Here is a 21,821-nt window from a genome sequence, read left to right on the forward strand (position 1 = left end):
GCGACGACGCCCAGCCCGCCGACCGGCCCGGTGCGCGCGCTCCCCGCGTCCCGCGGCAGACCACCTCCGCCGGCGCCCCCGACGCGCGCTACGGCGACTGGACCCCGCCGTCCCGCTCCGTCGAGCTCCCCTCCGAGGAGGAGATGCGCGCGGCGCTGGCCCCGTCCACGACCGCCATCCCCGAGCGGTCGGCGTCCCGCCGTGGCGAGACCGCCGGCTCCCGCGACGACGAGCACCCCGCGCCGCGGGCCGGCCGCGCGACCTCGGCTCCGGTCGGTGGACGGGCCGCCCTGCGCGCCGAGCGCCAGGCCGCCGAGGCCGCCCGCCGGAAGGCCGCCAAGGCCAGCGGCGTCGACCTGCTCGACGAGGCCCCCCGGCGCGCGCCGCGCCGCATGGCCAAGGGCCTGGTGGCCATGGGCGTCGTCGCGCTGGGCGTCCTGGGCGTCTACCAGTTCACCTCGCCGCAGACCGACGAGGCCGGCGCTGCCACGCCGACGACGCCCGCCCCCGCGCCGACCACCCCGATCCCGCCGCTGCCGGAGCTGCCCGCCGAGACCGCACCGGTCGAGCCGGTCGTCACCGCGCCCGTCCGGGTGCCCGTGGTGGTGCTCAACTCCACCACCGTGAACGGCCTGGCGGCGAAGATCGCCGGTGCGATCGGCGTCGAGGGCTGGGAGTCCCCGGGCGTCGGCGCGTACGACGGCACCGACGTGCCGGCGACCACGGTCTTCTTCACCGAGGGCGACGAGACGCAGCGGCAGGCCGCCCTCCAGCTGGTCGACCAGTTCCCCCAGATCCAGGGACCGGCTCCGCGCTTCTTCGAGCTGCCGGCCGACATCACCACGCCGAGCCTCGTCGTCGTCGCCGCCGGAGACTGGCAGCCCTGACCTCCGCCGACGGGCGGCCCGCGGAACACCCGCCGCGGGTCGTCCGTTGGCCGTTCGTGCGTCGTCCTCGCGGGCCCGTGCGGCCGCGTTCCGGCGCCGGACGCGCCCTCGTCCTGCTGCTCGGCCTGCTCGTCCCCGGGATGATGCTCGCCGCACCTCCCGCCGCAGCGGGCGACGACGTCCGCGTCGAGGAGGAGCGGATCACCTCCGGCTCCGGCCCCGAGGCCGTGGAGCTCGACACCAGCCTGTACCTGCCCGGGACGGCGGACGCCCAGCGGCCGGCCCCGGCGGTGGTGCTCGCGCACGGCTTCGGCGGGAGCAAGGAGTCGGTCGCCGACGAGGCCCGGTTCCTCGCCGGTCGCGGTTACGTCGTCCTCACCTTCTCCGCGCGCGGCTTCGGCCGCAGCACCGGGCAGATCGAGCTCCTCGACCCCGGGTCGGAGGTCGCCGACCTGTCCACGCTGATCGACCGGCTGGCCGAGCGGGACGACGTCGTCCAGGACGCCGACGGCGACCCGCGCGTGGGGGTGGCCGGCAGCTCCTACGGAGGAGCGCTGGCGCTCCTCGGCGCCGCCTACGACCAGCGCATCGACGCCATCGCGCCGCAGATCACCTGGCACTCGCTGACCTCCGCGCTGTTCCCTTCGCGGACCGGCGCACCGCCCGGCCCCACCCCCGCCGCCGCGCCCCAGGCCGAGGACGGCGGGGTCTACAAGCGGCTGTGGGCGGGCATCTTCTTCGGCCTCGGGGCCGCGCCGTCCGGTGACCTGCCGGACGTGCTCGGTGACGTGCTGGGGAACGGCCCCGTCACCCCTGCCGACGTCGACGGCATCACCGGCGCCCTCACGTGCGGCCGGTTCAGCCCCGAGGTCTGCGCGGCCTACGAGGTGGCCGCGTCGACCGGCACGCTCACGCCGGAGGTCGCCGAGGTCCTCGAGCGGGCGAGCCCGGCCGGCGTCCTCGACCGCATCACCGCGCCCACCCTGCTGGTCCAGGGCACGCAGGACTCCCTGTTCGACCTCGGGGAGGCCGACGCCAACGCCCGCGGGATCGCCGCGACCGGCACCGACGTCGCGGTGCTCTGGTACGCCGGCGGTCACGACGCGCCGGCGTCCGACCGGGACGCCGCGGAGCTGCGCCAGCGCGTCGGCGACTGGTTCGACGTCCACCTGCGCGGCGCGGACACCGCCGTCCCGGCGTTCGAGTTCCCGGCGCCCACCGGACTGGGCACGGCGGGCGCGTTCGGCCGCGTCCAGGGCGGCACCCGGACGGTGACCGCGGATCGCTATCCCGGGCTGACCGGCCCCGGCGTCGACACCTCCGAGATCGAGCTGCGCGGCTCGCTGCAGCCGGTCGTTCATCCCGCGGGCGGGACACCCGCCGCGCTCACCACCGTTCCCGGGCTGGGCGCGCTCAGCTCCGCGCTGGGCGGGTCGACGCTGGAGATCCCGGGCCAGTCGGCGATCTTCGAGAGCGCTCCGCTCGACGCCGCCGTCGAGGTGGTGGGCGCGCCGTCGGTGCAGCTCGCCGTCTCGTCGGCGGGCGGCTCGGCGACACTGTTCGCCAAGCTCTACGACGTCGCCCCGGGCGGGGCGACGACGCTGCCGGGCGGGCTCGTCGCCCCGCTGGCGCTCACCGGGCTGTCGGCCGATCCGGCCGAGCCCACGCGGGTGGCGGTGACCCTGCCCGGCATCGTGCACAGGTTCGAGGCCGGCCACACGGTGCGGCTGGTCGTCTCCTCCACCGACCAGGGGTTCGCGCTGCCCGTGGAGCCGGCCGTCCACTCGGTGGCCCTGGCCGACGGCCTCGGCGAGGCGAGCGCGGTGCTGAGCGTTCCGCAGGTGGACGGGCGGGTCGAGGCGGGTCCCGGCGCCGGGCGCTGGTGGGGGCTCGCCGGCGGCCTCGCCGGGCTGGGCCTGGTGGGCTGGGGGACCGCCCGGCTGCTGGGCCGGCGGCGGGACCGGCAGCTCAGCGCGGTGGAGCCCGACGGCGAGGACGTGCCGCTGCGCTTCGAGGGCGTGACCAAGGCCTACCAGGACGGCTTCGTCGCCGTCCGGGACCTCTCGTTCGAGGTGCGCAGGGGGCAGGTGCTCGGGCTGCTCGGCCCCAACGGCGCGGGCAAGACCACGTCGCTGCGCATGCTGATGGGGCTGATCCGGCCGACCGAGGGGCGGATCAGCATCTTCGGCCACGCCGCCCGCCCCGGCGCCCCCGTGCTCTCCCGGCTGGGCTCCTTCGTCGAGGGGACCGGGCTGCTGCCGCACCTCTCGGGCCGGGAGAACCTCCGGCTGTACTGGGCCGCGACCGGCCGGCCGGCCGAGGACGCCCACCTGGAGGAGGCGATCGCAGTGGCCGGCCTGGGTGCGGCGCTCGACCGCCCGGTGCGCCGCTACAGCCAGGGCATGCGCCAGCGGGTGGCCATCGCCCAGGCCATGCTGGGGCTGCCCGACCTGCTGGTGCTCGACGAGCCGACCAACGGCCTGGACCCACCGCAGATCCATGCCATGCGGGAGGTGCTGCGCGACTACGCGGCGACGGGGCGCACCGTCATCGTCTCCAGCCACCTGCTCAGCGAGATCGAGCAGACCTGCAGCCACGTCGTGGTCATGGCCAAGGGGGAGAAGATCGCCGAGGGCACGGTGCAGGAGATCGTCGGTGCGGGCGGCTCGGTGCTGGTGGGCGTGGCCGAGGCCGACACCGACCGGGCGATCGCCGTCCTGACCGCGCTGCCCGGGGTCCAGGCCGGCCGGACCGACGACGGCCTGGTCGCCGAGCTGGGCGGGCTGCCCCGCGCGGAGGCGCTGCGGGCGCTCGTGAGCGCCGGTGTCGCCGTCGAGCAGTTCACGCCGCGACGGCGGCTCGAGGACGCCTTCCTGGCGCTGGTGGGGGAGTCGTGAGCGACGACAGAGGGGCAGAAATGGCCATTTCTGCCCCTGGGGTGCAGGCCAGCGGGGCAGCGGCCGGCTACCGGCCGGAGCGCACGCTGCGGCTGCCGGTGGAGCTGCGGCGCCAGTTCGCCCGGCGGCGCACCCTCGGCGTCCTCGCGCTGATGGTCGCGCTGCCGTTGGTGCTCATCGCCGCCCTGCAGCTCGGCGCAGGCGAGGACGCCGGCGAGAACACGCGGGTCAACCTGGTCGACGTCGCCACCGCCAGCGGGCTGAACTTCACCCTGTTCGTCCTCTTCGCGACGACGGGCTTCTTCCTGGTGGTCGTCTACGCCCTGTTCTTCGGCGACACCGTCGCCAGCGAGGCCCAGTGGGGAGCGCTGCGCTACACGCTGGCGACGCCGGTGCCCCGCGCGCGCCTGCTCCGGCAGAAGTGGCTCGCCGCGCTGGTGCTCTCGGTCGGGGCGCTGCTCGTCCTCGCCGGGGTCTCGGTGCTCGCGGGCTCCATCGCCTTCGGGTTCGGCCCCATCCGGACGCCGGTCGGCGTCACCCTGGCCCAGGACGAGGGCTTCCTCCGCCTCGCCGGGATGCTGGGCTACCTCGCCGTCCACCTACTGGTCGTGGGCACGCTGGCCTTCTGGTTCTCGACGATCACCGACGCGCCGCTGGCCGCCGTCGGCGGAGCGGTGTTCACCATGTTCGTCTTCGCGATCCTCGACCAGGTCGAGCAGCTGGGCTCGCTGCGCGACTGGTTCCCCACCGCCGGTGAGTTCGCCTGGACCGACCTGCTGCAGACCCCGGTGCAGGACGGCGACCTGTTCCGCGGGGTGGTGCAGTCCCTGGTCTACGCCGCCGTCTTCACCGCCCTGGGCTTCCGCCACTTCGCGCGCCGCGACGTCACCGCCTGACCCACCGGGGGGCGAGCTACAGGCTCGCGCGGATCGCCTGGGTCCAGCCCTCGCCCATCGGGAGGTCGGTGACGGTCACGTTGGGGACGGCGGCCAGCCGCTCGGCCATCCCGTCGACGGCGGCCCCGTTCGCGGTGATGAACAGCCGGCCGACGGTCGGCGCCATCTCCAGGTCGCTGACGCTGTCACCGATCGCGACGGCGTCGGCGGGGGAGAGCCCCCGGCGCTCCAGGTCCCAGGCGATCGCCGCGCCCTTGGAGATGCCCCGGGGCATGAGGTGGAAGACCCGCGGCGGCCGGGGGTCCTCGTCGAGCGTCATCCGCGACGTCGCGGGGATGGCGCCGTTGTCCTTGAGGGTGAGCCAGCCCGCGCCGCGCTCGGCGAGCCACGCGTCGACGGCGAGCGGGTCGACCCGCCCGCGGAGCAGGGCGTCGGTCTCGTGCGTGGTGTGCCACGGCGCGTGCCACTCCAGCCGTCCGGGGTGGGCGGCGATCAGCTGCTCCACGATGCCGAGCTCGGCCATCGCGTCCATCGGGGTCCGGTCGCCGAACCCTTCCGGGAAGTCACCCCGCAGGCGGTGCAGGCTCCGGCCGTGGTCCCAGGCGACGGTCGCCCCCAGCTCGGCGATGGCGCCGTCGGCGGCGAAGATGCGTTCGGCCTCCACGACCTGCTCGAACGTCCGGCCGCTGACCAGCACCAGCGGGATGCCGGCCCGGTGCAGGTCGAGCAGCGCCGTCGCCGGGTCGCCGGTCAGGTGGCGGGACGCGGTGTGCCAGAACGAGCCGTGCGGGCCCACCATCGTGCCGTCGAGGTCGGTGTAGACGATCCGTGCGGCCACGGACGCCATGCTGCCCGAGATCAGTCGGCCGCTCCGCGGCAGGTCTCGACGGCGAAGGCCTCGAGCCGCTGGCGGACGGCGGGCTCCGGGGTGAGCACGAACGTGTGCGGCTCGTCGTCGCCGAGCGCGACGGCCAGACCGATCAGGCCGGTCCGGTAGCTCTCGCCGAGCGCGTGGACGTCGCAGCGGGCCGGCTGCAGCCGCAGGACGGCGGTGACCGCTCCGTCGCCCTCGAGGGTGGGGAGTGCGCCGACCGGGTCGATGTCGTAGATGGTGTTCGGGTCGACGCGGGTGAGCCGCACGGCGTCCGAGCCCCCGACCCGCCGCACGCGGACGGTGGCCTGCAGCGCCGGTCCCGCGACCTCCTGGACGTCGGTCACCTCGATCGCGACCTGCCGCAGCAGCTCCTCGCCGAAACAGTGCCCCTCGTGCAGCCGCTGCACGAGACCCCCGTCCTCGAGGGGCAGGGTGACCTCCCGCACGGCGCCCCTCCCGTCCCGCAGCCGGACGACGGACGTCGCAGGGCCGACGGCGACCGCACAGTTCCCGCGGACCGTCACCGGGAAGTCCAAGGCCGCCCCGTGACGCAGCTCGGCACCGCCCGGATCGCCGGGCTCAGCGGACAGCCCGGGGGCCAGCAGGGTCAGCCCGTCGACCAGCAGACCGTCGGCCGACGCCGTCAACCGCACCGAGACGCGCCCGCGCTCGACGTCGCGCCGGAACTGGAGGAGCGCGCCGGTGAGACCGGCCTGCGGGTCTCCGGCCACCGCGGCGAGGCCGGTGGGAACGGCGGACGGTGACGCCGGGCTCGTCGCCGGGGTGGCAGATCGCTGCGGGCTCTGCGGTCCGCTCGATCCGCCGCACCCGGCGAGGGCGACCGCCAGGACCAGGACCCCCAGGGCAGGCCGTGTCCGTCGGTGCGCATCCACGGCTGCCCCCTCGGTGCTGGATGCCGATCGTGCTGGGGACGTGGGTGCGGCGGCAAGGGGCGGGGCGACGCGTTCCGCATCCCGGTGGTCGCGGGCCGCGCTGCCACCGGCGGGTACAGTGCGGACGTTCACTCATCCAGAGGGGCAGAGGGACACGGCCCGATGAAGCCCCGGCAACCGCCGACTGCGCTCGCGCAGCGGGAGGTGCCAATTCCGTCCCGCGCGGCTCGACGGCCCGACGCGGGGAAGATGAGGAGGTAGTCGTCGCATGACACTGACCGCTCCCGGATCTCTCCAGGCCGACGCCCACGCCGGCGGCCCCGTGCCGCCCTGCCCCGCGCGCGGCCTGATCTGCCGCAACTGCGGCGCCACCTTCGGCCTCGTCGCCGAGCACGCCTGCGCCGAGTGCTTCGGCCCGCTCGAGGTCGACTACGACCCCGAGGTGATGCGCGCGGTCACCCGCGAGCAGATCGAGGCCGGCCCGCAGAACATCTGGCGCTACGTGGCGCTGCTGCCGGTCGGGCAGAACCCCGCCGACCGGGTCTCCCTCGACCCGGGCATGACGCCGCTGGTGCGGGCCGACCGGCTGGCCGAGGAGCTGGGGATCACCGGCGGGCTGTGGGTCAAGGACGACTCCGCCAACCCCACGCACTCCTTCAAGGACCGCGTGGTGTCGCTGGCCGCGACAGCGGCCAAGGGGTTGGGCTACACGAAGATCGCCGCGGCCTCGACCGGCAACCTGGCCAACTCGGTCGCCGCGCACGCCGCGCGCGTGGGGCTGCCCTCGTTCGTCTTCGTCCCCTCCGACCTGGAGCCGGGCAAGATCGTGCAGTCGGCGGTGTACGGGCAGACGCTGGTCGCCGTCGACGGCTCCTACGACGACGTCAACCGGCTGACCAGCGAGCTGGCCGAGACCGACGAGTTCGAGGACACCGCCTTCGTCAACCAGAACGTGCGGCCGTACTACGCCGAGGGCTCCAAGACCATGGGGTACGAGCTGGCCGAGCAGCTGGGCTGGCGGATCCCGGCGCAGGTCGTCATCCCGATGGCATCCGGCTCGCTGCTCACGAAGGTGGACAAGGCGTTCCGCGAGCTGGCGGCCGCCGGCATCGTCGAGGACACCGGGTGGACGATCTTCGGTGCGCAGTCGGCCGGGTGCGACCCGATCGCCACGGCGTTCGACAACGGCTGGGACGTCGTCAAGCCGGTCAAGCCGACCGGCATCGCCAAGTCGCTCAACATCGGCAACCCCGCCGATGGGCCCTACGCGCTCGACGCCGTCCGCCGCACCGGCGGGGCCATCGCCCGGGTGGACGACGAGGAGATCGTGCGCGGCATCCGCGACCTCGCCCGGACCACCGGCGTCTTCGCCGAGACCGCGGGGGGCGTGACCGTCGCCGTCCTGCGCAAGCTGGTGGAGGACGGGCGGCTGGACCCGGCGAAGGAGACCGTCGTCCTCAATACCGGCGAGGGCCTCAAGACGCTCGACCCGCTGGAGCCGGTGGTCGGCCCCACGCACCACGTGCAGCCGTCGCTGAAGTCGACGCGGGAGGCTGGCCTCATCGGCTGAGCGACACGCCCTAACACACGGTCGGCGATCGTGCGCGTCGGAAGAGTGACCTTCGCCACTCGATCCTGTACGGTTCCGCTCGGTTCGAGTTCCACGTTCGTATCTGCGGGCGGAAGAGCGAGACCTCGTCCCACCGACGGCGGTGGGGCGACCGCACGCACGAAAACGTGGGAGCACACGTGGCACAGGGCACCGTGAAGTGGTTCAACGCCGAGAAGGGCTTCGGCTTCATCGCCGTCGACGGCGGCCAGGACGTCTTCGTCCACTACTCGGCCATCCAGATGGACGGGTACAAGTCCCTCGACGAGGGGCAGCGGGTCGAGTTCGAGGTCGTCCAGGGCTCCAAGGGTCCCCAGGCCGACGCGGTCCGCAGCGCCTGATCGATCGTCCGGCCGAGGCCCGGTTCCCCCGCGAGGGGGGCCGGGCCTCCGTCGTCCCGGGGCCCCGCTTGGCTCCCTTTCCTTGCACTCGCCGGGGCCGAGTGCCAAACTCCGGGTTGGCACTCGTACCCTGTGAGTGCCAATCAGGTCGGTCGGTGAGGCACCGGCGCGCGAACTACGTGGTTCGTGTCGCGGGTGTCGTCCGTCGCGGGCGCCGCACCCGACCGTGCAGCGATCAACGCATGGAGGACATCACCACATGGCCAAGATGATCGCCTTCGAGGAAGAGGCGCGCCGCGGCCTCGAGCGGGGCATGAACACCCTCGCCGACGCCGTCAAGGTGACCCTCGGTCCCAGGGGCCGGAACGTCGTCCTGGAGAAGAAGTGGGGCGCCCCCACGATCACCAACGACGGCGTCAGCATCGCCAAGGAGATCGAGCTCGAGGACCCGTGGGAGAAGATCGGGGCCGAGCTCGTCAAGGAGGTCGCGAAGAAGACCGACGACGTCGCGGGTGACGGCACCACCACCGCCACCGTGCTGGCCCAGGCGCTCGTGCGCGAGGGTCTGCGCAACGTCGCCGCCGGCGCGAACCCGATGGCCCTGAAGAAGGGCATCGAGAAGGCCGTCGCCTCGGTCTCGGAGTACCTGCTCTCCACGGCCAAGGACGTCGAGACCAAGGAGCAGATCGCCGCCACCGCGTCGATCTCCGCCGCTGACCCCGCCATCGGCGAGCTCATCGCCGAGGCGATGGACAAGGTCGGCAAGGAAGGTGTCATCACCGTCGAGGAGAGCAACACCTTCGGCCTCGAGCTCGAGCTCACCGAGGGCATGCGCTTCGACAAGGGCTACATCTCGCCCTACTTCGTCACCGACACCGAGCGCATGGAGGCCGTCCTCGACGACCCGTACGTGCTCGTCGTCAACTCGAAGATCAGCTCGGTCAAGGACCTGCTCCCGCTGCTGGAGAAGGTCATGCAGTCGGGCAAGCCGCTGGCCATCATCGCCGAGGACGTCGAGGGCGAGGCCCTCGCGACCCTGGTCGTGAACAAGATCCGCGGCACCTTCAAGTCCGTCGCCGTGAAGGCCCCGGGCTTCGGTGACCGCCGCAAGGCCATGCTGACCGACATCGCCATCCTCACCGGTGGCCAGGTCATCAGCGAGGAGGTCGGCCTCAAGCTCGACAACGCCGACCTCGAGCTGCTCGGCCGCGCCCGCAAGGTCGTCGTCACCAAGGACGAGACGACGATCGTCGAGGGCGCCGGGGACACCGACCAGATCGCCGGCCGGGTCAACCAGATCCGCAGCGAGATCGAGCGGTCGGACTCCGACTACGACCGGGAGAAGCTGCAGGAGCGCCTGGCCAAGCTGGCCGGTGGCGTCGCCGTCATCAAGGCCGGCGCCGCGACCGAGGTCGAGCTCAAGGAGCGCAAGCACCGCATCGAGGACGCGGTGCGCAACGCCAAGGCCGCCGTCGAGGAGGGCATCGTCGCCGGTGGTGGCGTCGCTCTCGCGCAGGCCACGGCCGTCGCGTTCGACAAGCTCGACCTCGAGGGCGACGAGGCGACCGGTGCCAACATCGTGCGCGTCGCGCTCGAGGCGCCGCTGAAGCAGATCGCGATCAACGCCGGCCTCGAGGGCGGCGTCGTCGCGGAGAAGGTCCGCAACTCCGACACCGGGCACGGCCTCAACGCCGCCACCGGCGAGTACGTGGACCTGGTCGCCGCCGGGATCATCGACCCCGCCAAGGTGACCCGCTCCGCGCTGCAGAACGCCGCCTCCATCGCGGCGCTCTTCCTCACCACCGAGGCCGTCATCGCCGACAAGCCGGAGAAGAACGCTCCGGCCATGCCCGGCGCCGACGGCGGCATGGGCGGCATGGACTTCTGATCCACGCCACCTCGTAGCACCAGCACGTCCTGGCAGGGGCGGTCCCGCATCGCGGGGCCGCCCCTGTCGGCCTTCGTGGCCCGTTGCGGCCTTCGTTCGGGGAACGAGGGGTCTGCCGCCCGGTCCAGGACCCTCGTTCTCCGCAGAAGGTGCCGAGCGGCCGCGGACCGGCGGCCGAACGCACGCTCGGATCATGCGCGCGCCGGCGGGCAGCAGCGGCCAGGTCTCTCCGGCGACGTCGAAGTGCATCCGGTTCTTGACCGTCTTCCGCTCGGGCACCGGCACGATCCACATCAGCGGGCCCTCGCCGGCCGGGTCGACGATCGGGATCGGCCAGTCGTGCGGGCGCGGCTCGGCGTCCTCCGGCGTCCTCGAGCGAGTCGCGGCGCACGTAACCGATCGCGGCGCACCACCAGTCAGCCACCGCCTGGTGGTCGTTCGCGTCGAGGCACAGGTCCTTGAAGCGTGGGTGCGTCAGCCGTGAATGAGCAGGGTAGGCCGGTTCCCGTGGCGGTGATCATCGGGACGTCGGGGTGGCAGTACCGCGACTGGCGGGGCGCTTTCTACCCGCCGAAGCTCCCGCAGCGGCTCTGGCTGGAGCACTACGTCGAGCACTTCGCCACCGTCGAGAGCAACAACGCCTTCTACCGGCTGCCCGAGCTCGAGACCTTCCAGAAGTGGCGCGACCGGACACCTCCGGACTTCCGCTGGGCGGTCAAGGCGAGCCGGTTCCTCACCCACATCAAGCGGCTGCGCGATCCGGAGGAGCCGGTGGCGCGGCTGATGGGTCGCGCTGACGGGCTGGGCGACAAGCTCGACACGATCCTGCTGCAGCTGCCGCCCACCCTGAAGGCCGACGCCGACCTGCTGCGCGAGTGCCTGGCCCAGTTCCCGCCCGGCACCCGCGTGGCCGTCGAACCGCGGCACGACTCGTGGTGGACCGACGAGATCCGCGCGCTGCTGGAGCGCTACGGGGCGGCGCTGTGCTGGGCCGACCGGGACGAACAGCCCATCGCCCCGCTGTGGCGCACCGCCGACTGGGGCTACCTCCGCTTCCACCACGGGTACGAGGGCTGGGGCTACCGGCCGGAGACGCTGCAGCTGTGGGCCGACCGGGTCGTCGGGACCTACGGCGACGCCGACGTCCTCGTGTACTTCAACAACGACCCCGGGTGCAACGCCGTGATCGACGCGGTGCGCTTTGCCGACGCCGTCCGCAGCGCGGGTGGGACGCCGACCCGCGTGCCGACTGCCGGACAGGCCACGGGGGTGGACTGGGCGTCGGTGTGAGCCGGGCGAGCAGGCGTCAGTCCGTGCGTCCGGAGCCCCGACCAAGGTGCGCTGCGTCCGCCGTGCGAGCCCCCTTGGCGGCTTCCCGCGCGGCCGCCTCGCCCGCCCGGGCGGCGGCCCGGGCGGCCTTCTCGGCGTCGTGCTGCGCCTGCCGTTCCAGGTTCCGCTGCAGACTCGCGTGCGCGTTCTCGTTCGCGTGCTCGAGGGCGTTCTCCAGCCCGTGCGCGGTGCCGGCCCCAGGGCCGCCGTCGTCGGGCGCGCCCTCCGTGCCCTCGTCCTCCGGCAGCTCGTCGGCGACGGGGGTCTCGGGCTCGGGGGTCTCGGGTTCGGAGGCCTCGGGTTCGTGCTCGGCGTCGATGGCTGTCTCGTCCTCCGTAGCGGGCAGCTCGAAAGGCGTCACCGCCTCGACCGCTCCCGCCACGGTGTCCTGCACCGGGCCGGGAAGCACGCCGGCCGCTCCGGCACCGGTCACGCCGGCCGCCGCGATGCCCACAGCGGCGGTGGCCTTCGCGACGGCTCCACCTGCGGTGAGCTTCGCCGCGAGGGCGCCCAGCGCCTCGAGAACTGCCATGGACCCCTGCACCTCCGGACGTGCGTCGCCGGCGCGACGTCCCTCCTCCATCGGCAGGCCCGGCACCATCCTCGAGGGCAGTCACACGGACGGGGTACCCCGGCGCACGGGCGACGGCGGAACCGACGGTCCCGGGCGCTCGCGGCGCAGGCCGGCCCGGGCGGGCAGACTGCCACCGTGGCCGTGCTCATCGACACCCCCGTCTGGCCGTGGCGGGGACGGAAGTGGTCGCACCTGGTCAGCGACGTCTCCTACGAGGAGCTGCACGTCTTCGTCGAGGTCGAGCTCGGCATCCCGCGGCGGGCGTTCCAGGGCGACCACTACGACGTGCCCGAGGAGCTGTACGACCTCGCCGTCGCCGCGGGGGCGGCGCCGGTGGCGTGCCGGGAGCTGCTCAGCCGCCTGCAGGCGGCGGGGTTGCGGGTCCGGAAGCCGCGCGGCTCCGCAGCAGGCTGAGCTCCGCGGCCATGTTCGCCCGCGCCCTGGGCTCCCACGTGTCGGCGACGGCGGGCAGCCGATAGAGCCGGGGGAGCGCCAGCAGCTGCTCCAGGACGGCGATCCGGCCGGCGGTGAAGGCGTCGTCGGGCACGTGGCCGTACTCCTCCCGCACCGCCGAGGCGTAGGCGGCGTAGGCCTCCGGCGGGGAGGCTAGGACGGCGAGGTCGGCGTCGCAGAGCACCGCGCCGTTGGTGTCGCCGTCCTCGACCGCGTGCCCGGCGGTGAGCAGCACCAGCCGCTCCACCTCGGCGATCCGCTCGTCGGGGACCAGCCCGCGCAGCCCGGCCCGGGCCCGGTCGGCGCTCACGGCCTCGTTGTCCGAGCGGGTGGGGTCGTAGACCACGTCGTGGTACCAGGCGGCCAGCTTCACCGCGTCGGGATCGGCGGCGTCGCCGGCCAGCTGTTCGATGATCCCCAGGACGGCGGCCAGGTGGGCGAGGTCGTGGTACCGGCGGTGCGGCTCGCTCCAGGCGGCGACGACGGCGGCCCACTCGGTGCGCGACGTGGGCGAGTCGCCGGCCAGCGCCGCCCAGGCCTCGAACCCGACGCTCATCGCAGCCCGCAGGTGCGGACGGCGAGCAGCGCGAGGGCGCGCGCCGCGGTGACGACCTCGGCCACGGACACCCGCTCCTCGGGACCGTGGGCGAGGTTGAGGTCGCCCGGGCCGTAGTGCAGCGTCGGGATCCCGGCGGCGGCGTACAGGCGCAGGTCGGTGCCGGCCGCCAGCGCCCGCTCGGGCGGCACGCCGCCGCCGGCGTCGTCGACGGCCCGGCGGACGGCCGGCAGCAGCGGCGAGCCGGCAGGCAGCGCGCCGCTGGCGAACTCCCCGCCGGTCCAGGTGAGCCGCACCGGATGAGCGGCCAGCCACGGGTCGGCGGCGCAGAGGGTGGCCAGCCGGGATTCGAGTGCCTGCTTCGCTGCGTCGACCGGCTCGCCGATCCGGACGCCGTAGCGCCCCTCGGCGACCAGCCGGTCGGGGACCGAGCTCGCCCAGTCGCCGGCCTCGACGCGTCCGATCGAGATGCCGTACGGGAAGCGGGAGTCGCCGAACCGGGGGTCGGCGTCGCGCTGCCGCTCGGCCTCGAACTCCCGCAGGCCGGCGTGCACGAGGCCGAACAGCTCGACCGCGCTCACTCCCCGGTCGCGCATCGCCGCGTGTGCGGCCTTGCCGGTGACCTCCAGCCGGAAGGTGAGGGCGCCCGCGTGCGCGGTGACGACGGCGCCCGCGGTCGGTTCGGGGATGACGCACAGGTCGCCGCGGTGCCCGCGGCGCAGGGCGGCCCACGCGCCGAGACCGCCGTCCTCCTCGCCGACGACGCCGTGCAGCGCGAGCGGGCGGCGCAGCCGGACCCCCGCCGTTCGCAGCGCCGCGACCGCCGCGAGCGAGGCGACGACGCCGGCCTTCATGTCGCAGGCGCCGCGGCCGTGCAGCTCCCCGGCGGCCAGCCGCGGCACGAACGGGTCGCCGGCCCAGCGGGTGCGATCGCCGGGCGGGACGACGTCGGTGTGCCCGGCGAGCACCAGGGCCGGCGTGCCCTCCTCGGCGGCGGGCACCGTGCCGACCACGCCCCACGCCTCCGAGCGCTCGACCTCCTGACCGGGGGCGTCGGCGGCGGTCGCGGCTTCGGCGAGATCGATCGGCCAGAGGTCGACCGCGCAGTCCAGTTCGGTCAGCCATCCGGCGAGCAGGTGCTGCACCTCGCTCTCGGCGGGGGTGCCGCCCACCGACGGGACGGCGACCAGCGTCGACAGCCGGTCGACCACCCAGCTCTCGTCCACCGCGGCCAGCACCCGCTCCTCGGCGGCGGTCAGCTGCGGCACGCGCCCGAGTCTGGCACGCCCCCCGCGGCGACGATCAGGTCACCTGATCCCGCATCGTCCTCCCCCGTGGTGGGCGGTGAGGGAGGACGCTGCGCGGCGGGGGAGGACGCGCTCCGGTGCGGGAGGACGGCGTGGCGACGTCGTCCCGATACGGTGCGGCCGTGACGCAGCCGCCGCCTCCGCCGGGTTGGTACCCCGATCCCTCCGGTACTCCCGGCACCCGCTGGTGGGACGGCCAGGGGTGGACCGAGCACGTGCAGCAGGCCGCGCCGCCAGCTCCGCCGCCGCCGGCACCCGCACCCACGCAGGCCCCGCCGCTGCCGCAGGGACCTGCACCGTCCCTCTACGAGCAGCCCGTGCTCCTGGTCAACCAGAAGACGAAGCTCATCGAGCTGACCAACGAGTACGCCGTGCTCGACGGCAACGGCCAGCAGATCGGCGCCGTCGTCCAGGTGGGGCAGAGCGCGGCGAAGAAGGCGGTGCGCCTGTTCACCAGCTTCGACCAGTTCCTCACCCACCGGCTCGAGGTGCGGGACGCCCGCGGCCCCGTGCTCGTGCTGACCCGCCCGGCGAAATTCATGAAGTCGCGGGTCGTCGTGGAGCGCCCCGACGGCGCGCCGCTCGGCGAGATCGTGCAGGCCAACGTCTTCGGCCGGATCCGGTTCGACCTGGTGGCCGGGGGACAGGTCGTCGGGGCGATCCAGGCCGAGAACTGGCGGGCCTGGGACTTCGCGATCACCGACGCGGCCGGCACCGAGGTCGCCCGGATCACGAAGAAGTGGGAGGGGCTGGCGCGAACGATGTTCACCACCGCCGACCGCTACGTCGTCCTCGTGCACTACCGGCTGCCCGAGCCGCTGGCGAGCATGGTGATCGCCTCCGCGCTGACCGTGGACACCGCCCTCAAGCAGGACGACCGCGGCTTCAACTAGACGGCACGACGCAGCGATCCGGCGTAGCCTCGAGGACGTCCGGGCCGGGTGCCACGTGCCCCCGGGTGCCATTTGGTTACGCCTTCGCGGACTACCGCCCCGACCTCGGTCGGGGGCTGGAGCCGCGTCGTGCATCTCGCCGCGAGGCGGCCGTCATCCGGTCCGGGCCCCGAACGCCGACGAGCCCCGCTCCCACACCGGGAGCGGGGCTCGTCGCACGAGGTGCGTCAGTAGCTCTCTTCCGTGGTGCTCCGGCGGACCGGCGCACCCGCGGCGGGGTCGCCGTAGGCGTCGGTGCGGGTGACGCGCCGCTGGCGCGGCCCCCACACGGCCACCTCCAGGACGATGCCGAGGGCACCCACCGCCATGAGGATCCAGCCGACCACCTGCAGGTCCACGCCACTGACCGCCACGTCGACGGCGAAGGCCAGGATCGCGCCGAGCGCGAGCAGGACGATGGCAGTTCCGAGCCGCATGCGAACTCCCTTCCTCGCGGTCGGGGTGCGCACAGCGCTGGGCAGGCCCGACCGGCGGCGGTCGCCGCGGGCCCCTGGGTTCCCGGACTGTCGGCGGCTCAATCGGCTGACCTGGTCGTTGTCCCCCGATCGGGGTGCGTCTGAGGGGCCTCAGGCGCAGCCGTCAAACGGTCGCGGCCAGGACTGCGTGGTTCCCCGATGCCTGCCGCGGGGCCTCAGGACGACCGTTCCTCTCGTCCGATCCGGGACGACGAGAGGAACCGTCATGACCCAGCACCACACCGACCCCGCGCTGGAGGCCGAGCTGGCCTACCGGCGGGAGCGCCTGCAGCAGGTCCGTCGCGGTGCCCCGATCCGGCGCGGCTCCTGGCGGCTCCGCCGTCGGCAGGAGCACTGAGCGCCGCGGAGGCCCCGCGTTGTCGGAGGCCCGTGGAACGATCCCCGGCGTGTCACGGTGGGACGACGCGCCGCTGGTCGGCCGGGACGAGGAGCTCGCCCGGCTGATCTCGCACGTCGACCGCGCGGCCGCCGGCCGTTCCTCGGCGGTCCTGCTGGGCGGTGACGCGGGGGTCGGCAAGACGCGGCTGGTCGACGAGCTGAGCAGCCGCGCCGTCGCCGCCGGCCTGCGGGTGCTCACCGGCCACTGCGTGGACCTGGGCGACGTCGGCCTGCCCTACCTCCCCTTCGTCGACCTCCTGCGGCCGGTCGCCGCCGACGCCGAGCTGGCACCGGCGTCGCGCGAGAACCCCGTGCTCGCCGCCCTGCTGGCCGGCCAGCCGGGCGCCGTCGTGCCGGTCCGGCCGCCGGGAGAGGGGCAGGACCTCGGCCGCCCGCTGCCGCACCGGGCCGCGCCCCAACCGACGGACGACGGCCGGCTGCAGCTGTTCGAGTCGCTGGCCCACCTGCTGTGCGAGCTCGCCGCGGCCACGCCCCTGCTCCTGGTCCTGGAGGACGTGCACTGGGCCGACCGCTCCAGCCGCGACCTGCTGCGGTACCTGCTCGCCCGCCTGGTCGACGAGCCGATCCTGGTCGTCGTCTCCTACCGCTCCGACGACCTGCACCGCCGCCATCCGCTGCGGCCGCTGCTGGCCGAGCTCGTCCGGCAGCCGGGGGTGGAGCGGATCGACCTGGCGCCGCTGCCGCCCGCCGCGCTGCGCGACCTGGTTTGCGGGCGGGCGCAGGAGTCCGGCGGGCTGAGCGAGAGCGCGCTGGACGACGTCGTCGCCCGGGCGGAGGGCAACGCCTTCTTCGCCGAGGAGCTCGTGGCCGCCGGCGTGCACGGCGAGGCGCTGCCGTGGGCGCTCGCCGACGTCCTCATGACCCGGGTGGAGCAGCGCTCCCCAGCGGCCCAGCAGGTGCTGCGCGTGGCCGCCGTGGCCGGGCGCCGCGTGCGGCACGAGTGGCTGGCCGGCGTCGTCGACCTGCCGGCCGAGGAGCTGGAACGAGCGCTGGCCGAGACTGTGCACCACCACCTGCTGGTCGTCTCCGACGACGGCCGCTACCGGTTCCGGCACGCGCTGCTGCGGGAAGCCGTGCTGGCCGACCTCCTCCCCGGCGAGGCCGTCCGGTTGCACGCCGCCATCGCCGGCTACCTGGCCGCGCACCCCGGCGCGGGCACCGCGGGGGAGCGCGCACACCACGCCCGCGGGAGCAACGACCTGCCCGGGGCGCTCACGGCCTCGCTCGAGGCGGCCGAGGACGCGTGCCGTGTCGGCGCCCCCGCCGAGCAGGCGCAGCACCTCGAGGCCGCACTCGCGCTGTGGTCCGCGGTGCCGGATGCCGCGCAGCGTGCCGGCCGGGACCACGCCGCGCTGCTGCAGGAGACGGCGGTCGCCGCCCGGGCCGCGGGGGAGCTGCACCGCGCCCTGGCGCTGCTCCGGTCCGCGCTGGAGAGCCTCGGCCCCGACGGCGATCCGACCGCGCGGGCGCGGGTGCACTACCGACTGGCCCAGGCGATGGTGCGCGTGGAGGACCTGGCCGGCGCGTACGAGCAGAGCGCCGCAGCGCTGCGGCTGGTGCCCGCCGATCCGCCGTCGGAGGTGCGGACGTGGGCCGCGGCGACCCACGCGCGGATCAGCTACGCGATGGGTTTGCTCGAGGAGGCCGACGGCGCGGCCGAGGAGGCGCTGGCGGCGGCCGACGTGCTGGGCCTGGACAGCGCCTGGGCCGACACGGCGATCTCGCAGACGGGGAACCGGCCGGGGGAAGACCTCGACTGGGTCCGGCGGCGGCTCGAGGACGCCCGGGTGCGGGCGCGCCGCGCCGGTGACGTCGACGTCGAGATGCGAGCGCTGTTCAACATGGCCACCCTCGCCCTCGACGACGGCGAGCTGGACGAGGTCGTCGAGCTCACCGGCCGGGCGGTCCAGCAGGCCCGAGCTCAGGGCATGGAGTGGGCCTTCTACCCGGTGGAGCTGCGGCACCTCCGGGTCACCGCGCTCTACATGGCGGGGCGGTGGGACGAGAGCCTGGCCGAGGCCGACCAGCTGGCCCGGGTGCCCGACATGGCCGCGCACCTGCGCGCGGCCGCGCTGCTCGTGCTGGTGGGACGGGGCGCGCCGGAGGTCCGCGAGCGGCTGGACTGGGCCCGGGCGCAGGTGGCCAGGCTCGACGCGCACGTCCTGCTCATCCTCGTCACGGCAGCCGCGGAGATCGACCACGCCGCCTGGACCGGGGATCCGGCCACCGCGCTGGCGGTGTGCACGACCGCGACGAACCGGCTGCGGGAGATCTGGGACACCGACCACCTGGGGGTGCTCCGGATGGTGGCGACGGCGCTCGCCCCGGCGGCGGACGCCGCGTCAGCCGCCCGTCTCGTGGGTGACGCGGCGACGGCGGAGCACTGGATGGGCGAAGCCAAGCCGCTCGTCGAGCTGGCCCGGTCCGCCGTCGACGTCTACGTCGCGACGTTCGGTGCGCCCGGCGTCGAGGGCAAGGCCTGGCACGCGCGCGTGCTGGCCGAGGACGCCCGGCTACGGGGCGAGCCGGCGCCGGAGCTGTGGCGAGCGTGCGTCGAGGCGTTCGGCTTCGGGCACGTCTACGAGCAGGCGCGGTCGCGCTGGCGGCTGGCCGAGGCGCTGCTGGCCACCGGGGACAGGTCCGGCGCGCAGCAGGAGGCGCGCGCTGCCCACGAGGTCGCCGTGCGGTTGGGGGCGGCGCCGCTGCGCGACGCCGTCGAGGCGCTGGTCCGGCGGGGCCGGCTCGACGTCGGGGGCGTGCGCGCGACCGAGGTCGCCGCGGTGCTCACGCCGCGCGAAGCGGAGGTGCTGGCGCTGCTCGCGCAGGGCCGGACCAACCGGCAGATCGGCGCCGAGCTCTACATCAGCGAGAAGACGGCGAGCGTGCACGTCAGCAACATCCTGGCCAAGTTCGGCGCCAACGGCCGCACCGAGGCCGTCGCCATCGCCGCCCAGCGCGGCCTCCTGCCTACGAGTTAGGCACGCGAGGGCGCGTCAGAGCATGGTGCGGAGGCGCTCCCGGCGGGCGCGGAGGACGTCGACCGACGCCGACGCCGACGGCGGGCCGGGCACCGACTGGCGCAGCTGCGTGTGCACCACGGCCTGCGGCTGGGCGGTGCGTGCTGCCACCCGGTTGACCAGCTTGTTGATCTCCCGCCGCAGCTCGGCGGCGTCGCGCCAGGAGCGGCCGGCGTCGTCCTCGTCCGGGTGGTCCTCGACGACCATGACGTCGTCGGCCGCCTCCCGGTGGCTGGCCGCGATCCGCAGCCGCAGCTCCTCGTCGCGCTTGGCCAGCAGCTCCGCGGTCTGCGCGGGCGTGAGCAGGCCGGGGATGCCGAGGAACTCCTCGTCCTCCTCGCCCACCACGACCGCCGCGCCGGCTCCTTCACCGGTGTGCGCCGTCCCGCTGTGCAGGACGTGCGCGAACCGCGCGTCGGCCTCCAGCGCCTCCCACTGCTTCAGCTCGCCCTCGCGCGGCTCCCGCGGCGGCAGGTCGAGCGCCTCCAGCTCCTCGTCGGTCTGGCTGCGCGGCGGGGGCATGACGTGGTTGCGCTCCTCCTCCATGGACGCGGCGAGCGCGAGCAGCGGCCGCACCGCGGGGAGGAACACCGTCGCCGACTCGTGCGGCGATCGGGAGCGGACCACACGACCGACGGCCTGCGCGAAGAACAGCGGCGTCCGGTACGACGTCATCCACGCCAGGACGGCGGCCCGCGGGACGTCGACGCCCTCGGAGATCATCCGCACGCAGACGGCGATCCGGGCCGAGCCGTTCGCGAAGCGCTCGATCTTCTTCGACGCCTTGGGATCGTCCGAGAGGATCAGCTCGGGGGCCTTGCCGGTCACCCGGCGGACGATCTTGGCGTAGGCGCGGGCGTCGTCCTGGTCGCTGGCGAGGATCAGCCCGGCGGCGTCGGGCATGCCGCCGTCTTCGCGGAGGTGGGTGATCCGGTCGTCCATGGCGGCGATGACGTGCGGCACCCACTGGCCCTTGGGGTCCAGCGCCGTCCGCCACGCCTGCATCTCCACCGACCGCGTGCCGGCCTCGGACAGCGACGCGGCCACGACCTCGCCCGCGGAATTCCGCCAGCGCGACGTCCCGGTGTAGGCGGCGAACACCACCGGCCGGACGACGTCGTCGGCCAGCGCCTCCTTGTAGCCGTAGGTGTAGTCCGCGCGGCTGACCAGCCCGACGCCGCCCTCGCCGTCGTCGCCCTCGAACGTGTCCTCCTCGTAGCGGACGAAGGGGATGCGCTCGTCGGGCTTGGTGCGGAACGGCGTCCCGGTCAGGCACAGCCGGCGGGCGGCGAAGGCGTACGCCTCCTCGACCGCCTCGCCCCAGGAGAGACCGTCACCGGCGTGGTGCACCTCGTCCAGGATCACCAGCGTCTTGACGGCGGTGGCGCGGGCGGCGTGCAGCATCGGCTTGCCGGCGACCTGCGCGTAGGTGGTCACGTAGCCCTGGGTGCCGGCGCGGACGGGGCCGACGGCGTTCGTGAGGCCGGGGTCGAGCACGATGCCCATCGCGTCGGCGGCGTCGGCCCACTGCATCCGCAGGTGGTCGGTCGGGCAGACCACGATCACGCGCGCGACCTCGCGGCGGGAAAGAAGCCGCGACGCCAGCGTCAGCGCGAAGGTGGTCTTGCCCGCGCCCGGCGTCGCGGTGACCAGGAAGTCCTTGGGGGACTGCTCCTCGTACTGCGCGAGCGCGGCCTGCTGCCACGCTCGGAGCGGTCGGCTGTTCGTCTGCGGGCTCGTGGCCTCCGCTCGCAATGCACTCCCCATGACCGGTCCATCTTCGCTGCCGCGGCCCCAACACGCCCAACCGGAGGCTTCCCGCGCGCCCCGCCGCCGGCGACGTATAGAGGCCGGCGACGAGGCGCCGACCTGCGGAAACGCAAGTCAAGAGGGTGCGGGTGTGGGGATCCTCATGCCCGTGGCGGACCGGCTCGTCACCCCGCCGGTCACGGGCATCCCAGGCGCCTCCGCAGAGGGGTCAGCTCGCGGCGCTGCGGTCCTCGAGGATGCGCTCGGCGAACCGCCAGCCTTCGGCGGTCTTCACGTACTTGTCGACGTAGCGCGGCGCCGCGGCGACGACCCATGCCCCCTCGTTGGCCGCGAGCAGGACCATGTCGGCCGACCCGTGCGCCTCGGTGGCGGAGTCGACGACGACGTGCGTGCCGCCCATGACGTGCCGCAGCTTCGGGCCGGCCAGGACGCCGGTGACCCACTCGGACAGCGCGGCGCGACCCTCCAGCGGCATCCCGAAGGCATGCATGCGGCCGTCCTCGGCGAACAGCTCGCTCCACTCCTGGACCTGCGCGTCGTCGATCAGGTGGGCGTAGCGCGCGACCAGGTTGCGGATCTCGTTCTCGGCGACCAGCTGCTGGAGCTCGTCCATGGGGACCTGCCTCTCGGGGGGATCGTCGTCGTCGATCACGCTAACGGCCGTCGCCCCCCGGCCCCCTCGCAGGGGCCCGGCCCGAGCGG

The 21,821-nt window shown here is 74.5% G+C and carries 20 protein-coding genes and 1 riboswitch; of the genes, 12 read left to right on the top strand and 8 right to left on the bottom strand.

Annotated features, from left to right (window positions below; genetic code table 11):
• The 3 genes from A6V29_RS14920 to A6V29_RS14930 all read left to right on the top strand — a co-directional run.
• Positions 1-887 (top strand): LytR C-terminal domain-containing protein (locus A6V29_RS14920; RefSeq protein ID WP_137161036.1); only part of this gene is annotated, 887 nt, incomplete at its 5' end.
• Between the two features lie 77 nt (positions 888-964).
• Complete coding sequence (locus A6V29_RS14925; RefSeq protein ID WP_249933254.1) at positions 965-3,784, top strand: alpha/beta fold hydrolase; 2,820 nt, start codon at positions 965-967, stop codon at positions 3,782-3,784.
• On the top strand, positions 3,781-4,680 hold the full coding sequence (locus A6V29_RS14930; RefSeq protein WP_249933255.1) for an ABC transporter permease: 900 nt from the start codon (positions 3,781-3,783) through the stop codon (positions 4,678-4,680). The genes A6V29_RS14925 and A6V29_RS14930 overlap by 4 nt, the downstream gene beginning before the upstream one ends.
• Positions 4,681-4,696: 16 nt before the next feature.
• Here A6V29_RS14930 and A6V29_RS14935 read toward each other — a convergent pair whose 3' ends face one another.
• Together A6V29_RS14935 and A6V29_RS14940 are read right to left on the bottom strand one after the other, a co-directional pair.
• A complete protein-coding gene (locus tag A6V29_RS14935; protein ID WP_137161037.1) occupies positions 4,697-5,518 on the bottom strand; it encodes an HAD family hydrolase in 822 nt (273 codons plus the stop codon).
• Positions 5,519-5,538: 20 nt separating this feature from the next.
• Positions 5,539-6,285, bottom strand: a complete 747-nt coding sequence (locus A6V29_RS14940; RefSeq protein WP_137161038.1) for a hypothetical protein — start codon at positions 6,283-6,285, stop codon at positions 5,539-5,541.
• 291 nt (positions 6,286-6,576) lie between these two features.
• Positions 6,577-6,703: riboswitch (SAM riboswitch) on the top strand.
• A 12-nt stretch (positions 6,704-6,715) separates the two neighbouring features.
• On the opposite strand from A6V29_RS14940, the gene thrC reads away from it, so the two are divergent.
• From thrC to A6V29_RS14965, 5 genes are all read left to right on the top strand, one after another.
• Positions 6,716-8,017: a threonine synthase gene (gene thrC / locus A6V29_RS14945; protein WP_212719428.1), complete on the top strand. Its 1,302-nt coding sequence runs from the start codon at positions 6,716-6,718 to the stop codon at positions 8,015-8,017.
• A gap of 179 nt (positions 8,018-8,196) precedes the next feature.
• On the top strand, positions 8,197-8,397 hold the full coding sequence (locus A6V29_RS14950; RefSeq protein ID WP_089306482.1) for a cold-shock protein: 201 nt from the start codon (positions 8,197-8,199) through the stop codon (positions 8,395-8,397).
• A 259-nt stretch (positions 8,398-8,656) separates the two neighbouring features.
• Positions 8,657-10,285: a chaperonin GroEL gene (groL, locus tag A6V29_RS14955; RefSeq protein ID WP_137161039.1), complete on the top strand. Its 1,629-nt coding sequence runs from the start codon at positions 8,657-8,659 to the stop codon at positions 10,283-10,285.
• A 193-nt stretch (positions 10,286-10,478) separates the two neighbouring features.
• Positions 10,479-10,769: a hypothetical protein gene (locus tag A6V29_RS21000; protein ID WP_170977882.1), complete on the top strand. Its 291-nt coding sequence runs from the start codon at positions 10,479-10,481 to the stop codon at positions 10,767-10,769.
• 23 nt (positions 10,770-10,792) lie between these two features.
• Entirely contained in the window at positions 10,793-11,575 is a 783-nt protein-coding gene (locus tag A6V29_RS14965; RefSeq protein ID WP_137161040.1) for a DUF72 domain-containing protein, read from the top strand.
• A gap of 16 nt (positions 11,576-11,591) precedes the next feature.
• Here A6V29_RS14965 and A6V29_RS14970 read toward each other — a convergent pair whose 3' ends face one another.
• Positions 11,592-12,146, bottom strand: coding sequence for a hypothetical protein (locus A6V29_RS14970; RefSeq protein ID WP_137161041.1), 555 nt, complete (start codon positions 12,144-12,146; stop codon positions 11,592-11,594).
• Between the two features lie 177 nt (positions 12,147-12,323).
• Here A6V29_RS14970 and A6V29_RS14975 point away from each other — a divergent pair, with 177 nt between their 5' ends.
• Positions 12,324-12,602: a DUF4031 domain-containing protein gene (locus A6V29_RS14975; RefSeq protein ID WP_137161042.1), complete on the top strand. Its 279-nt coding sequence runs from the start codon at positions 12,324-12,326 to the stop codon at positions 12,600-12,602.
• On the opposite strand, the gene A6V29_RS14980 is transcribed toward A6V29_RS14975, so the two are convergent.
• Both A6V29_RS14980 and A6V29_RS14985 read right to left on the bottom strand, forming a co-directional pair.
• Positions 12,541-13,197 (bottom strand): HD domain-containing protein, encoded by a 657-nt coding sequence (locus A6V29_RS14980; protein ID WP_137161043.1) that lies wholly within the window; start codon positions 13,195-13,197, stop codon positions 12,541-12,543. The two genes, A6V29_RS14975 and A6V29_RS14980, sit on opposite strands and share 62 nt — an antisense overlap.
• Complete coding sequence (locus A6V29_RS14985) at positions 13,194-14,465, bottom strand: ArgE/DapE family deacylase (protein WP_137161044.1); 1,272 nt, start codon at positions 14,463-14,465, stop codon at positions 13,194-13,196. Before A6V29_RS14985 ends, A6V29_RS14980 begins: the two co-directional genes overlap by 4 nt.
• A 161-nt stretch (positions 14,466-14,626) precedes the next feature.
• On the opposite strand from A6V29_RS14985, the gene A6V29_RS14990 reads away from it, so the two are divergent.
• Complete coding sequence (locus A6V29_RS14990) at positions 14,627-15,397, top strand: phospholipid scramblase-related protein (RefSeq protein ID WP_137161045.1); 771 nt, start codon at positions 14,627-14,629, stop codon at positions 15,395-15,397.
• Between the two features lie 227 nt (positions 15,398-15,624).
• Here A6V29_RS14990 and A6V29_RS14995 read toward each other — a convergent pair whose 3' ends face one another.
• The gene (locus tag A6V29_RS14995; protein WP_137161046.1) at positions 15,625-15,873 is read right to left on the bottom strand and encodes a DUF6458 family protein; all 249 of its coding nucleotides are present in this window, start codon (positions 15,871-15,873) and stop codon (positions 15,625-15,627) included.
• A 265-nt stretch (positions 15,874-16,138) separates the two neighbouring features.
• Between A6V29_RS14995 and A6V29_RS21975 the strand changes: the two genes are divergently transcribed.
• Both A6V29_RS21975 and A6V29_RS21980 read left to right on the top strand, forming a co-directional pair.
• Complete coding sequence (locus A6V29_RS21975) at positions 16,139-16,270, top strand: hypothetical protein (protein WP_283956368.1); 132 nt, start codon at positions 16,139-16,141, stop codon at positions 16,268-16,270.
• Between the two features lie 49 nt (positions 16,271-16,319).
• A complete protein-coding gene (locus tag A6V29_RS21980) occupies positions 16,320-19,310 on the top strand; it encodes a helix-turn-helix transcriptional regulator (protein WP_137161047.1) in 2,991 nt (996 codons plus the stop codon).
• Positions 19,311-19,325: 15 nt separating this feature from the next.
• Here the strand turns inward: A6V29_RS21980 and A6V29_RS21985 are convergent, their stop codons facing one another.
• Positions 19,326-21,116, bottom strand: coding sequence for a DEAD/DEAH box helicase (locus A6V29_RS21985; RefSeq protein WP_137161048.1), 1,791 nt, complete (start codon positions 21,114-21,116; stop codon positions 19,326-19,328).
• A 211-nt stretch (positions 21,117-21,327) separates the two neighbouring features.
• Entirely contained in the window at positions 21,328-21,732 is a 405-nt protein-coding gene (locus tag A6V29_RS15010; protein WP_137161049.1) for a nuclear transport factor 2 family protein, read from the bottom strand.
• Positions 21,733-21,821 lie beyond the last annotated feature (89 nt).

The organism is Blastococcus sp. CCUG 61487 (assembly GCF_005222955.1).
Taxonomy (GTDB): domain Bacteria; phylum Actinomycetota; class Actinomycetes; order Mycobacteriales; family Geodermatophilaceae; genus Blastococcus.

Coding starts and splice junctions, on each gene's coding strand:
- A6V29_RS21000 (WP_170977882.1), top strand. CDS start 10,479: ATGCGCGCGCCGGCGGGCAGCAGCGGCCAGGTCTCTCCGGCGACGTCG.
- A6V29_RS21975 (WP_283956368.1), top strand. CDS start 16,139: ATGACCCAGCACCACACCGACCCCGCGCTGGAGGCCGAGCTGGCCTAC.
- thrC (WP_212719428.1), top strand. CDS start 6,716: ATGACACTGACCGCTCCCGGATCTCTCCAGGCCGACGCCCACGCCGGC.
- A6V29_RS21985 (WP_137161048.1), bottom strand. CDS start 21,116: ATGGGGAGTGCATTGCGAGCGGAGGCCACGAGCCCGCAGACGAACAGC.
- A6V29_RS14970 (WP_137161041.1), bottom strand. CDS start 12,146: ATGGCAGTTCTCGAGGCGCTGGGCGCCCTCGCGGCGAAGCTCACCGCA.
- A6V29_RS15010 (WP_137161049.1), bottom strand. CDS start 21,732: ATGGACGAGCTCCAGCAGCTGGTCGCCGAGAACGAGATCCGCAACCTG.
- groL (WP_137161039.1), top strand. CDS start 8,657: ATGGCCAAGATGATCGCCTTCGAGGAAGAGGCGCGCCGCGGCCTCGAG.
- A6V29_RS14995 (WP_137161046.1), bottom strand. CDS start 15,873: ATGCGGCTCGGAACTGCCATCGTCCTGCTCGCGCTCGGCGCGATCCTG.
- A6V29_RS14980 (WP_137161043.1), bottom strand. CDS start 13,197: ATGAGCGTCGGGTTCGAGGCCTGGGCGGCGCTGGCCGGCGACTCGCCC.